The following is a 12,843-nucleotide window of genomic DNA, read 5'->3' on the forward strand; positions in this document are numbered from 1 at the left end:
AGCTCGGGCAAAGGAGACGCAGCGTACTGCCAGCGGATCGGCGCCGGCAACCGCGCCGCGGCGGCGCGTCCTGCCCGCGAATGGAGCGCGTGCGCTAGCGGCCGCGGCGCTGCCCGTACCAGAAGCCGAGCGCGTCGCGTGAACGCAGCATGCCGCGGCCGCGGCGCAGCAGCTGCAGCAGCAGGCCCAGGTGCTCGCGCTTGCTGAAGCTGCGCAGTTTGCGGTCGGAGGTGTGCACCGGCTCGCGCAGGATCACGAAGCGCCCGCGCCGTGCCAGCGCGCGGCTCAGCGCCACGTCCTCGCCGGCGTAGTAGCGTTCGTCGAAGCCGCCGGCGGCGTCGAACGCGCTGCGCGTGCAGAACAGGAAGCAGCCCGGGGCGATGCCGGTGCGGCGGAACAGCCAGGCGAACACGGTTTGCGCCATGCGTTCGTGCCAGGCGATGTCGCCGAGCAGCTGCACCTGCGCGCCGCCGCCGACCGCGCCGGTGTGCAGCGCGCGCAGCGCCGCGGCCAGCAGCGGCGTGTTGACGCGGGTGTCGGCATCGACGAACAGCAGGTAACGGCCACGGCTGGCGGCGGCGCCGGCATTGCGGGTGGCGGCGATATGCCGCAGTTGCACGTCCAGCACCTGCGCGCCGTGGCGGCGCGCGATCTGCGCGGTGTCGTCGTTGCAGGCGTCGGCGACGACGAGCGTCTCGTAGTCCAGCCGCAAGGCGTCGGCGGCGATATGCAGCCACGCCAGGGTGTCGCCGATCAGGGCGGCTTCGTCGTGGGCGGGGACGATGAACGAGATCACGCCCCGCATCATGCGGCGCGGCGGCGGTGCGGGCAAATCCGCCCGCGCCGCCGCCGCGACCGCGCAGCGTGGGTCAGCGCTGCAGCGTTGCCATCATCGCCGGCGGGTAGCGGGTGCCGGCGGCGGCGTCGGCCGGGAAGATCGCCTCGATCTGCGCGCGTTCGGCCGCGCTTAGCGTCACCTGCAGCGCGCCCAGATTCTCTTCCAGGTAGGCCAGGCGCTTGGTGCCCGGGATCGGCACCACGTCCTCGCCCTGCGCCAGCACCCAGGCCAGTGCCAGTTGGCCCGGGGTCACGCCCTTGGCCTGGGCCAGGGTGCGCACCTGTTCCACCAGTTGCAGGTTGCGCGCGAAGTTCTCGCCCTGGAAGCGCGGCGAGTGGCGGCGGTAGTCGTCGGCTTCGAAGTCCTCCGGCGAGCGGATCGCCCCGGTCAGGAAACCGCGGCCCAGCGGCGAATACGGCACGAAGCCGATGCCCAGCTCGCGCACCGTATTCAGCACCTGATCGCTCTCCGGATCGCGCGACCACAGCGAATATTCGCTCTGCAGCGCGGTGATCGGGTGCACCGCATGCGCGCGGCGGATGGTGCCGGCGGCGGCCTCGGACAGGCCCAGGAAGCGCACCTTGCCCTGTTCCACCAACCGTGCCATCGCGCCGACGGTGTCCTCGATCGGCACGTTCGGGTCCACCCGGTGCTGGTAGTACAGGTCGATGTGGTCCACGCCCAGGCGCTGCAGGCTACCCTCGCAGGCGGCCTGCACGTACTCGGGGCGGCCGTCGACGCTGCGCACGCTGGGATGGTCGGGATCGAGCTTGATGCCGAACTTGGTGGCCAGGAACGCCTGGTCGCGGCGCCCGGCCAGCGCCTTGCCGACCAGCACTTCGTTGGTGTGCGGGCCGTACATGTCGGCGGTGTCGATCAGGGTGACGCCGTGGTCGAGCGCGGCATGGATCACCGCGATCGCGGCAGCGTCGTCGCTGCGACCGCCGTAGAACGCGCTCATGCCCATGCAGCCGAGGCCGAGGGCGGACACGCGGGGGCCGTTGCGGCCGAGGGTGCGGGTTTGCATCGGGAAACTCCTGTTGGAAAGCGGGAAGCGACGTGGAAGAAAAGATGCGGCGCGCACGCTGTGGTCGCGGGGTACGGAGGATGCGAGCGCGGCGCGGCGATGCGTTATCGCGATCGCGCAGGATCCTTGTCCGATCCTGCAATCGCGCCGCCGCGCCGCGCCGCGATTGCGCAGGCGCCGACCATGCCATGGCCGACGTTTGCGCAAAGTCAGTGCCGCGTTCCGTCACGCGTCGGCGGCGCGGTTCAGATCGCCGGCGTATGTGGCCGCAGCTGGGTGCCGCCGGGTACCAGTTGCCGCGGCATCGGCAGGCGCACGAACGCGTGCGGGAACGGATGCGCCACCGCGCTGACCGCATCCAGCCGCTGCAGCTGCGCCGCGTCCAGTTGCAGTTCCAGCGCGCCGAGGTTGTCGTCCAGCTGCGCCAGGTTGCGCGCGCCGACGATCGGGATCGCGCCGCCGCCCGGCCGCTGCAGCAGCCAGGCCAGCGCCACCTGCGCCGCCGCCGAACTCGGCGCCTCGGTCTCGGCCCTGTCGCAGAGGGTGCGTGCGCTGGAAGCGCAGCCGGGCGTGCGCCTGCTGCACCGGACCACGCGCCGGGTGGCGCTGAGCGAACATGGCGCGCGCTTCCTGCAACGGGTGACACCGGGCCTGGCGCAGATCGAGGCGGCGTTCCTGGACCTGGATACGGTGCGCGAACGCCCGGCCGGGCACCTGCGCATCACCTTGCCGCGGGTGGTCGCCGACCAACTGGTGATGCCGTGGCTGCCGGCGTTCCTGGCGCGCTATCCGCAGATCGAAGTGGAATTGTGCGTGGATCCGGCGCTGGTGGACGTGGTGGCCGAGGGCTTCGATGCCGGCATCCGCCTGGGCGAATGCCGGGCCCGCGACATGATCGCGGTGCCGCTGGGGCCGCTGCAGCGCCAGGTGATCTGTGCCGCACCGGACTATTTCCGGCGGCATGCGCCGCCGCGCACGCCGGCCGATCTGGTCGACCACGACTGCATCGTGCATCGCCTGAGCAATGGCCGGCGCATGGCCTGGGAGTTCAGCCGCGACGGCCGCGATTTCGAGGTGGAGGTGAGCGGCACCCTGGTGTTCAACGACAGCGGCCTGACCCATGCCGCGGCGCTGGCCGGGCTGGGCCTGGCGCAGGGCTTCGAATCGGTGGTCGCCGCCGATGTCGCCGCTGCGCGTGCTCGACGACTGGCAGCAGCCCTTCGCCGGTTTCCATCTCTACTACCCGGCGCGCGAACACCTGGCGCCGAAACTGCGCGTGTTCATCGACCATCTACGCGCGGCGAACGCGGCGGCGGGGTAGCCACCGCGTCCGTTGGTGTTCGGTGCCGGCACCGGTCGTGCCAACGCGGAACCGGCGTCGCCCGCATGGCGGTGGCGACGCCGTACGCGGCTCAGCCCTTGAGCTTGGCCGCGTATTCGGCAACCCGCTGGCCGAGCAGCCTGGCGGTTTCCAGGTCGCCGGCGCGCGGCGCCTCTTCCGGCGAGGCGTCCGACGGCGAGATCGCCAGCGCGCCGCCGGAGCCGGCGGTCCAGTTCACGTCGTCCGGGCCGTGCGCCTTGGTGTTGGCCGGCAGCAGGCCGGTGCCGACCCAGATCTGGCCGTGCTGCTGCGACAGGGTCCAGAAATATTCGATGGTGGCGAACTTGTCGCCATTGACCGAGGCCGAGTTGGTGAAGCCGGCGGCGATCTTGTCCTTCCACGCCTGCGCGAACCACGGCTTGGAGCTGGCGTCGGCGAACTTCTTGAACTGCCAGGCCGGGCCGCCCATGTAGGTCGGGCTGCCGTAGACGATCGCATCGGCCTGGCCGATCGCTTCCCAGGCGCCGTCCGCCAGGTTGCCGTCCTGGTCGATGCGGTACAGCGTGGCGGCGCCGACGCTGGCGGCACCGGCGTGCACTGCCTCGGCCTGCTTGACGGTATGGCCGTAGCCACTGAAATAGACGATCGCGATCTTGCTCATCGGTGAGCTCCTGAAATGACGGGGGAAACGCGGTTATTGTGCGCATGCGCCGCCGCTTCGATCATCGCCACACGCGGGATGTTGTGTTCGACCGGCCGGCCGCCGCCGTGCGCCTGCCGCTCGCCGTCTCAGGGCGCCGCGGCGCCGTGCATGTCGCGCTCGATGCCGACTTCGACCAGGTAGTCGATGAAGCTGCGCACCTTCGGTGCCAGATGACTGCGGCTGGCATAGACCGCGTAGACGCCGATCGGGCCGAGCCGGTGCTCGGGCAGCACCCGCACCAGGCGGCCGTCCTGCAGCGCGTCCTGGGCGATGAAGTCCGGCTGCAGGACGATGCCCATGCCGGCGATGGCGGCCTCGCGCAGCACGTCGCCGCTGTTGGCGCGCAGCCCGCCCTGCACGCGCACCCTTGTCTCGCCGTCGGGGCCGTGCAGGGCGATCTCGTCCAGCGGCATGTAGCTGTAGGTCAGGAATTCGTGGCCGGCGATGTCGGCAGCCAGGCGCGGCGTGCCGGCGCGTTCCAGGTAGGCCGGCGCGGCGTACAGAGCGGCTTGCACCTCGCCGAGCTTGCGCGCGATCAGGGTGGGGGTGACCTGGCGGGTGATGCGGATCGCCATGTCGTAGCCTTCCTCGACGATGTCCACCATGCGATCGGACAGCGACAGGTCCAGCGCGACCTGCGGATAGCGCGCGCGGTAGCCGGCCAGGCGCGGCCCCAGCCGGGCGATGCTGAAGCTGAAGGGCGCGTTGATGCGCAGCGTGCCGGACGGAGTCAGCGCCTGCTCGCCGACCGCCGCCTCTATGTCGTCGAACTCGGCCAGCAGCACCTGGCAGCGCTGGTAATACGCGGTGCCGACGCTGCTCGGGCTGACCCGGCGGGTGGTGCGGTTGAGCAGGCGCAGGCCCAGCCGCTTCTCCAGCCAGGCCACCTGCCGGGTGACGCTGGCGGTGGACATGCCCAGCGCCTCGGCGGCGCTGTTGAAGCCGTTGCGGTCGACCACGGTGACGAACACGCGCATCGCTTCCAGCGTATCCATTGTTGCCGTTCCTGAAATAGATATCCGGTCGCAGGGTAATTTATCTCCTCTGACGTCGGGAATATCCTGTGGATCCGCTGCCATGGCCGCCGCCAACGCCGCCAACGCCGCCAACGCATGTCGGTGCCGCCGCTCGCGGCAAGGTCCCGGCCGGCGCACGCAGCGCCGCATCCTCCTGGAGAAGCCATCATGCCGCGTCTGCCCTCGCTGTACATCTCGCACGGTTCGCCGATGACCGCGCTGGATCCGGGCCTGGTCGGCGTGCGCCTGGCCGAACTGGCGGCGGCGCTGCCGCGTCCGCGCGCGATCGTGGTGGCGTCGGCGCACTGGCTGGGGCGGCGGCCGCTGGTCGGCGCCGCGGCGCAGCCGCAGACCATCCACGATTTCGGCGGTTTCCCGCGCGCGCTGCACGAGATGCAGTACCCGGCGCCGGGTGCGCCGGCGCTGGCGCGCGAGGTCGCCACGCAGCTCGAACGCGCCGGCCTGCAGCCCTACGTGGACGCGCGCCGCGGCCTGGACCATGGCGTGTGGGTGCCGTTGTCGCTGCTGTACCCACAGGCCGACATCCCGGTCGTGCCGCTGTCGATCCAGCCGGAACTCGGCCCCGCCCACCAGCTGGCGCTGGGCCGCGCGCTGGCGCCGCTGCGCGACAAGGGCGTGCTACTGATCGGCTCGGGCAGCATCACCCACAACCTGCACGACGTCGGCCGCTACGCCGAGGGCAAGGACGCGCCGTACGTGCGCCCGTTCATCGATTGGGTGGAGCAGGCGTTGCGGCGCGAAGACCTGCCGGCCTTGCTCGACTACCGCCGCCAGGCGCCGTTCGCCGAACGCGCGCATCCCACCGACGAGCACTGGTTGCCGATCTACTTCGCGATGGGCGCGGCCGGCGCGGAGGGTCTGGGCGCGCAGCGCATCGATGCCGGCATCGATGCCGGCCTGTTGGCGATGGACCTGTATCGGTTCGATGGCGGGGCGCAGCGCGCCGCGCCTGAGCCAGCCGGGCCGGCGACCGGCTGAGTCGTTCATCGCGGTGAAGGCGATGGCGCATTGCCGTCTCACAGACTGAGACGGTTGCCGGGCATCGTATCCGGGTGAATACCCTCGACAAGCTCGCCGTGCTCGCCGACGCCGCCAAATACGACGCCTCCTGCGCCTCCAGCGGCGCGGATCAGCGCCATTCGCTGCGCAGCGGTGGCATCGGCAGCACCGAAGGCATGGGCATCTGCCATTCGTACACGCCCGATGGCCGCTGCGTATCGCTGCTGAAGATCCTGCTGACCAACTTCTGCGTGTTCGATTGCGCGTACTGCGTCAACCGCGTGTCCAGCAATGTGCGCCGCGCGCGCTTCACGCCGGCCGAGGTGGTCAAGTTGACCATGGATTTCTACAAGCGCAACTACATCGAGGGCCTGTTCCTGTCCAGCGGCATCATCCGCAACAGCGACTACACGATGGAGCAACTGGTGGAAGTGGCGCGGCAGCTGCGCGAGGAGCATCGCTTCGCCGGCTACATCCATCTCAAGACCATTCCCGATGCGGCGCCGGACCTGCTGGCCGCGGCCGGCCGCTACGCCGACCGGCTCAGCATCAATGTCGAGCTGCCGACCGAACAGGGCCTGGCCCAGTTGGCGCCGGAGAAGAGCGTCGGCGGCATCCGCGCGGCGATGGGCGAGCTGCGCTGGCGCATCGAGGAAAGCAAGGCGGCGCGCAAGGCCGAGCGCAAGCTCAGCGCCAAGCCGCCGCGTTTCGCGCCGGCCGGGCAGAGCACGCAGATGATCGTCGGCGCGGATGGGGCCAACGACCGCGCGATCCTGCGCACCAGCCATAATCTCTACGGCAATTACCGGCTGCGCCGGGTCTATTACTCGGCGTTCAGTCCGATTCCCGATGCGTCCTCGAAGCTGCCGTTGCAGGCGCCGCCGTTGCAGCGCGAGCATCGTCTGTACCAGGCCGATTGGCTGTTGCGGTTCTACGACTTCTCGGTGGAGGAGATCGCGCCGGAGGCGGCCAGCGGCATGCTCGATCTGGATGTGGATCCGAAGCTGGCCTGGGCATTGCGGCATCCGGAGCGGTTTCCGGTGGATGTGAATACGGCGGCGCGGGAGATGTTGTTGCGGGTGCCGGGCCTGGGGACGCGCAATGTGGAGCGGTTGTTGTTGGCGCGGCGGCATGCGCGGTTGCGGGTCGAGGATCTGGCGCGGTTGCGGATGCCGATGAAGAAGGTGCTGCCATTCGTCAGTGTGGTGGATCATCATCCGCGGCGGCGCCTGGACGATCCGCAGCGGTTGCGGGCGCAGTTGGCGCCGGCGCCGCGGCAGGGTGGGTTGTTTGATTGACGCTGTGCTGTGGCGAAGTGGGGGCTGGGTTGTTGCGATGGTTGCCGCAACCGCAACCGCAACCGCAACCGCAACCGCAACTGCAACTGCAGAAGCTGAAGCTGAAGCAAGATCAAGAGCAAGATCAAGAGCTTTCGCGCCGGTCGGCGCGAGTCACTTTTGTCTTGGCAAAAGTAACCAAAACCGCTCCCGCCCGACACGAGCCGGTGCGATACAGCCGCACCGGTGCCCTGCGCTCCTCGCGCCGAGCGGCACGGCGCCCAAACTCGCTTCGCTCAAACAAGGGCGCCTCTTCGGCCACTCGCCGCTGCGGTGCTCGGCTCGCTTTAAGGCGGGAAGTTTTAGAAGCGTGAGCAACAGCCACGGCCATAGCCACAGCCACGGCCACAGCCAGAGCAACGGCCACAGCGACGGCCAGAGCACCAACAACCACAGCAACAGCCACCACAACTGCAACTGCGATGGTGGGAGGGGTGCTGTGGTGGGGAGCGGCACTCGCGTTGCCGGTTCTTGTGGCCTGGTTTGGAGGGGTGGGCGTGTTTCGGGCTGAGGTGGTGCCGCCGTGGAGTCTGGAGGCGTGGCGGATTGCGGCGCGGGCGGCGTGGTGTGCGCAGGTGGTGCCGGAGCTGTTGGTCTGGGAAGGGGATACGCAGGCTGGGTTGCTGGCCGGGACCGATGTGGCCATGTTGCCGGCGACGGTGGCGGCGCCTCGGGTGTCCGCCGAGTTCCTGGCGTTGGCGGGGGCGGTGCTGTGCCATCGCGATGCGCAGCGGCATGCCTTGCTGTATCGGTTGCTGTGGCGGATCGCGTCGGGCGAGCGGGCGCTGTTGCAGCGGGTCACCGATGCCGATGTGCATCGGGCGCAGCAGTGGGCGCAGGCGGTGCGCCGCGATAGCCACAAGATGAAGGCGTTCGTGCGCTTTCGCGAGGTGCCTGGCGAAGAGGAGACGTTCGTCGCCTGGTTCGAGCCGGAACATCGCATCGTCGATCGCGTCGCGCCATTCTTCGCGCGCCGTTTCGCCGGCATGCGCTGGGCGATCCTGACCCCGTACCGCAGCGTGCGCTGGGATGGCGCGGCGCTGCAGTTCGGCGCCGGCGCGCAGCGCGCCGATGCGCCGGCCGACGATGCGCAGGATGCCTTCTGGCGCACCTACTACGCCAACATCTTCAATCCGGCGCGGCTCAACCCGGACATGATGCGCCAGGAGATGCCGCAGAAATACTGGAAGAACCTGCCGGAAACGCAGTTGCTGCCGGGCCTGATCCGCGAGGCCGGGCAGCGCGTGCGCGCCATGGCCGAGCGTGCGCCAGAGCCGGTGCGCCGGCGCATTCCCGCACCGCCGGCACCGGCCGTGGTCGCAACCGACGACAGCCTCGAGGCGCTGCGCGCGGCGGCGCGCGAGTGTCGGCGCTGTCCGCTGTGGCAGCCGGCCACGCAGACCGTGTTCGGCGAGGGACCGCACGATGCGGCGGTGATGGTGGTGGGCGAGCAGCCCGGCGACGAGGAGGATCTGAGCGGGCGGCCGTTCGTGGGTCCGGCCGGGCGCCTGTTCGATCGCGCGCTGGACGAACTCGGCATCGCCCGCGCCGGGCTGTACGTGACCAATGCGGTCAAACATTTCCGCTTCGAGCAGCGCGGCAAGGCGCGGCTGCATCGCAATCCCGACCGCGCGCACGTGGAAGCCTGCCGTTTCTGGCTGGCCGGCGAACTGGCACGCGTGCGTCCGAGCATCGTGCTATGCCTGGGTGCCACCGCGGCGCGCGCGGTGCTGGGCAACGGCTTTGCGTTGATGGCGCAGCGCGGGCAGTGGCAACCGCTGACCTACGGTAGCCGTGCGCTGGCCACGGTGCATCCGTCGTGGGTGCTGCGCCAGCGCGGCCGCGAGGCGGCCGAGGCCGCCTATCAAGGCTTCGTGGACGACTTGCGCGTTCTCGCCGGGCAGACGCAGGCGCCGCGCGAGGGCAATGCCGGCGACTGAGCGCGCGCGCCCGTCATTGCAGTGGGCCGGCCGCGCAGGTCCCGACCTGCCAAATGGACGGCGCAAAACGAGGACGGCCGCAGCCGTCCCCGCGATGCCAATGCACCCCCCGAGGTGTGCTTACGGCATCAAAACCTTGTCCACCACATGGATCACGCCATTGCTCTGCATCACGTCGGCGGTGGTGACCTGGGCGGTATGGCCCTTGGCGTCGGTGAGGGTGACCTTGCCGCCGCGGGTCTTGGCGATCAGCGGTTCGCCCTGCACGGTGGTCAGCTTGGCGCTGCCGCCGCCGGCCTTGATCTGCGCCAGCAGCGTCGTCGCATCGAGCTTGCCGGCGACCACGTGATAGGTCAGCACCTGGGTCAGCTTTTCCTTGTTCTCGGGCTTGAGCAGGGTGTCCACCGTGCCCGCCGGCAGTGCGGCGAAGGCGGCGTTGGTCGGTGCGAACACGGTGAACGGGCCGGCGCCCTTCAGCGTGTCCACCAGGCCGGCGGCCTTGACCGCAGCGACCAGGGTCGTGTGATCCTTGGAGTTGACCGCGTTGTCGATGATGTCCTTGGTCGCGTACATCGGGGCGCCGCCGACCATCGGATTCGGTTTGGCCTCGGTCATCGCGGCGTGGTCGTGCATCGCCGCCGGCCTGGTTGCGGCCATGGCGGGCAGCGAGACGAGGCCGGCGAGGGACAGGGCCAACAAGTGGATCTTCATGGGATGACTCCTTGAGGGAATGCCCGGCCAGTTACCGTGCACACGGTTTACGGCGATTGCGCTGGCGCGGTTGCATCACGCCTCCCAGATAATGATGAATGGGCATCGCGCATGAGTAGCGCACCGCGCGGCTATGCGCGTTGCCGGCGCCGCGACCGCGCCGACGCCGCGCAGGCAAGACCGCGTATGGCGACGGACGTGTGCCTGCCGCAGATGCTGCGCGTCGAGCGCCCATGCAGGCGCTGCCACCGGCCGGCGCTGACTGGCGCGGACGTAGACACCACCTGTGGGCTCAGCGGCGCTGCAGCACGTAGCTGTTCTCGAACCCATGCGCGCACCCCAGCACATGGAAGTCGTTGAAGTAACCGGTGGCGCGCAGCAGGTCGACCGCCGGGCCGACTTCCGGCGAGTGCTGGTGGTCGCCGTAGTCGTCGAACACCACGAATCCGCCGGTCACCACGCTGGGCGCATACAACAGGAAATCCAGCAACACATTGCGTCCGGTGTGGCCGCCGTCGACATGCAGCAAGACCACTTCCGGCTTCATGTTGTAGAAGTGCTGGGCGCAGAACTCCGAGTAGCCGCGGATGAACTGTGCATTGGGCAGCAGCAGCTGGCGATAGTGGTTGAACTCTTCGAACTGGTTGGGCAAGGCGAACGGATCCATGCCGATCACCCGGCGCTGGCGATTGCTGATCTCGTTCATCAGCACCAGCGACTTGCCCTTCCACACGCCGATTTCCACCAGGTCGCCGGGGATTCCCTCCAGCAGCAGGCAAAGATACCCCAGCAGCCGCACATGATCGTGGAACGACAGTTCGCGCCGCGCCATCGCCTGGTCGGCCGGCAGGCCGGCCTGGGCCTGCTCGAAATGCGCGCCGATCAGGTTCCAGACCTGCGCGACCTTGTCGCTCACCGCCGGGTCGTCGAGGAAGCGGTTGAGTTCTTGGATGGTAAGCATGGAGTCTCCGACGGCGGCGGCACGCTGGGTTCGGTCTGCGCACAGATCGATGCGATGGTAACGCGTGCCGCGGCGCGGCGCCGGGTCGCGCAGGTTTCGCCGCCATGCCGGCGCATGAATACCGCGCGCAGCTGCCACTGGACATCGCGCCTGCGGTGCGCTTTGCTTGCCGCTTCCCCCATTCATGGTGCGGTGCCGGCGGCGCGGCGCCGCCGTCCGGACGAGCATGCATTCGATCGAAGTGGTGTTGGCGATGTTGCTGGCGGTGGTGGCCAGCGGCTATCTGGTCCGCGTATTGCCGTTTTCGCTGCCGTTGCCGCTGGTGCAGATCGGCCTGGGCGCGGTCATCGCCGGGGTGTTCAAGAAGGGCTACGCGCTGGAGCCGGAGCTGTTCTTCCTGCTGTTCCTGCCGCCGCTGCTGTTCCTGGACGGCTGGCGCATCCCCAAGCAGGGCCTGTTCCGCGACAAGGGCGCCATCCTGGAACTGGCGCTGGGCCTGGTGGTGTTCACCGTGGTCGGCGCCGGCTTCCTGATCCACTGGATGATCCCGGCGATGCCGCTGGCGGTGGCGTTCGCGCTGGCCGCAGTGGTGTCGCCGACCGATCCGATCGCGGTGTCCTCGATCGCGGCACGGGCGCCGATCCCGAAGCGGCTGATGCACATCCTGGAGGGCGAATCGCTGCTCAACGACGCATCCGGCCTGGTCTGCTTCCAGTTTGCGGTGGCCGCGGCGATGACCGGCACGTTCTCGCTGGCCGACGCCTCGCTGACCTTCCTGTGGGTGTCCCTGGTTGGCGTGGCCGCCGGCGTCGGCGTGACCCTGGGCGCGAGCCTGGCGCAACGCTGGATCTGGCGCCAGGTCGGCGAGGAGCCGGGCGCGGCGATCCTGGTCAACCTGCTGCTGCCGTTCGCCGCTTACCTGCTGGCCGAGGCGATCAACGCCTCCGGCATCCTCGCCGCGGTCGCCGCCGGCATCAGCATGAGCTACGTGGAGCTGAGCGGCCGCGCACCGGGCAGCATGCGCGTGCAGCGCTCGGCGGTGTGGGACATGGTCCAGTTCACCCTCAACGGCATCATGTTCGTGCTGCTCGGCGAGCAGTTGCCGGGGATCGTGCAGGGCGCGGTGCACAATATCGACGAGGCCGGGCACCTCAATCCGTGGTGGCTGCTGTGCTACGCGCTGGCGATCTACCTCGGCCTGCTGCTGCTGCGCTTCGTCTGGGTGTGGCTGTCGCTGCGCTGGAATCTGCTCAAGGCGCGGCGCCGCGGCGAGGAACGGCGCAGTCCGCCGTCGCGGATCATCGTGGCCACCTCGCTGGCCGGGGTGCGCGGCGCGATCACCCTGGCCGGCGTGCTGACCCTGCCGCTGTTGCTGCCCACGGGCGCCGCGTTCCCGGCGCGCGACCTGGTGATCTTCCTGGCCAGCGCGGTGATCGTCACCTCGCTGCTGGTCGCCAGCGTGGCGCTGCCGCGGCTGCTGCGCGGCCTTGAACTGCCGGAGGAACCCAGCGACCGCCTCGAGGAAGACCTGGCGCGGCGCGAATCCTCGCGCGCGGCGCTGGTGGCGGTGGAGAAGCTGCGCCAGCGGCTGGTGCATGACAGCGAACACGCCGACCTCTACAACGAGGCGGCGATCCGGGTCAGCGCCCTGTACCAGCGCCACCTCGACCACGGCGAGGCGATGGAGAGCGATCCGGAAGAGGCGCGTCGGCTGGACGACGTGCTGCGCCAGCTGCGCCACGCCGGCCTGCAGGCCGAACGCCAGGAACTGTTCAAACTGACCCGCCAGCGCAAGATCTCCGACGAGATCGCGCGCCGGCTGATCCGGAATCTGGATTTGCTGGAGGCGCGGAGGAAGAGTTGAGGAGCCGGGACTCGGGACCCGGGACTCGGGATTCGTAGGGCATGCGATGACTGATACGGCTCCGGCTGGCGGATGCTTTGCTTCCCATGCTCGCAACCATGCGGC

The 12,843-nt window shown here is 69.5% G+C and carries 12 protein-coding genes and 1 pseudogene; 6 read left to right on the plus strand and 7 right to left on the minus strand.

What is annotated here, in order from left to right; genetic code table 11:
* Positions 1-94: 94 nt before the first annotated feature.
* The 3 genes from ISN38_RS12485 to ISN38_RS12495 form a co-directional block, all read right to left on the minus strand.
* Positions 95-796 (minus strand): glycosyltransferase, encoded by a 702-nt coding sequence (locus ISN38_RS12485; protein WP_047325689.1) that lies wholly within the window; start codon positions 794-796, stop codon positions 95-97.
* A 73-nt stretch (positions 797-869) separates the two neighbouring features.
* Positions 870-1,865: an aldo/keto reductase gene (locus ISN38_RS12490; protein ID WP_058358770.1), complete on the minus strand. Its 996-nt coding sequence runs from the start codon at positions 1,863-1,865 to the stop codon at positions 870-872.
* 245 nt (positions 1,866-2,110) lie between these two features.
* Positions 2,111-2,458 (minus strand): aldo/keto reductase, encoded by a 348-nt coding sequence (locus ISN38_RS12495; protein ID WP_425509971.1) that lies wholly within the window; start codon positions 2,456-2,458, stop codon positions 2,111-2,113.
* Between ISN38_RS12495 and ISN38_RS12500 the strand changes: the two are divergent.
* Together ISN38_RS12500 and ISN38_RS20860 are read left to right on the plus strand one after the other, a co-directional pair.
* A pseudogene (locus tag ISN38_RS12500) lies at positions 2,409-3,014 on the plus strand (LysR substrate-binding domain-containing protein); the annotation flags it as partial. The gene ISN38_RS12495 and the pseudogene ISN38_RS12500 sit on opposite strands and share 50 nt — an antisense overlap.
* Positions 3,015-3,045: 31 nt before the next feature.
* On the plus strand, positions 3,046-3,186 hold the full coding sequence (locus tag ISN38_RS20860; protein WP_003465703.1) for a hypothetical protein: 141 nt from the start codon (positions 3,046-3,048) through the stop codon (positions 3,184-3,186).
* A gap of 91 nt (positions 3,187-3,277) precedes the next feature.
* Here ISN38_RS20860 and ISN38_RS12505 read toward each other — a convergent pair whose 3' ends face one another.
* On the minus strand, positions 3,278-3,847 hold the full coding sequence (locus ISN38_RS12505; protein ID WP_047325340.1) for a flavodoxin family protein: 570 nt from the start codon (positions 3,845-3,847) through the stop codon (positions 3,278-3,280).
* A gap of 128 nt (positions 3,848-3,975) precedes the next feature.
* Positions 3,976-4,884 carry a LysR family transcriptional regulator gene (locus ISN38_RS12510; RefSeq protein WP_003465699.1) on the minus strand — a complete coding sequence of 303 codons (909 nt, stop codon included), beginning with the start codon at positions 4,882-4,884 and terminating at the stop codon, positions 3,976-3,978.
* A 189-nt stretch (positions 4,885-5,073) separates the two neighbouring features.
* On the opposite strand from ISN38_RS12510, the gene ISN38_RS12515 reads away from it, so the two are divergent.
* The 3 genes from ISN38_RS12515 (at position 5,074) to ISN38_RS12525 (ending at position 9,202) form a co-directional block, all read left to right on the plus strand.
* The gene (locus ISN38_RS12515) at positions 5,074-5,904 is read left to right on the plus strand and encodes a DODA-type extradiol aromatic ring-opening family dioxygenase (protein ID WP_108085187.1); all 831 of its coding nucleotides are present in this window, start codon (positions 5,074-5,076) and stop codon (positions 5,902-5,904) included.
* 74 nt (positions 5,905-5,978) lie between these two features.
* Entirely contained in the window at positions 5,979-7,223 is a 1,245-nt protein-coding gene (locus ISN38_RS12520) for a putative DNA modification/repair radical SAM protein (RefSeq protein ID WP_047325339.1), read from the plus strand.
* 536 nt (positions 7,224-7,759) lie between these two features.
* Complete coding sequence (locus ISN38_RS12525) at positions 7,760-9,202, plus strand: UdgX family uracil-DNA binding protein (RefSeq protein WP_206711836.1); 1,443 nt, start codon at positions 7,760-7,762, stop codon at positions 9,200-9,202.
* 120 nt (positions 9,203-9,322) lie between these two features.
* Here ISN38_RS12525 and ISN38_RS12530 read toward each other — a convergent pair whose 3' ends face one another.
* Together ISN38_RS12530 and ISN38_RS12535 are read right to left on the minus strand one after the other, a co-directional pair.
* A complete protein-coding gene (locus ISN38_RS12530) occupies positions 9,323-9,859 on the minus strand; it encodes a fasciclin domain-containing protein (RefSeq protein WP_047325688.1) in 537 nt (178 codons plus the stop codon).
* A gap of 346 nt (positions 9,860-10,205) precedes the next feature.
* Positions 10,206-10,874: a class I SAM-dependent methyltransferase gene (locus ISN38_RS12535; protein WP_003465689.1), complete on the minus strand. Its 669-nt coding sequence runs from the start codon at positions 10,872-10,874 to the stop codon at positions 10,206-10,208.
* Positions 10,875-11,100: 226 nt separating this feature from the next.
* Between ISN38_RS12535 and ISN38_RS12540 the strand changes: the two genes are divergently transcribed.
* The gene (locus ISN38_RS12540) at positions 11,101-12,738 is read left to right on the plus strand and encodes a Na+/H+ antiporter (protein WP_003465687.1); all 1,638 of its coding nucleotides are present in this window, start codon (positions 11,101-11,103) and stop codon (positions 12,736-12,738) included.
* The last annotated feature ends 105 nt before the right edge of the window (positions 12,739-12,843 follow it).

Source organism: Xanthomonas translucens pv. undulosa, assembly GCF_017301775.1.
Classification (GTDB): Bacteria; Pseudomonadota; Gammaproteobacteria; order Xanthomonadales; family Xanthomonadaceae; genus Xanthomonas_A; species Xanthomonas_A translucens.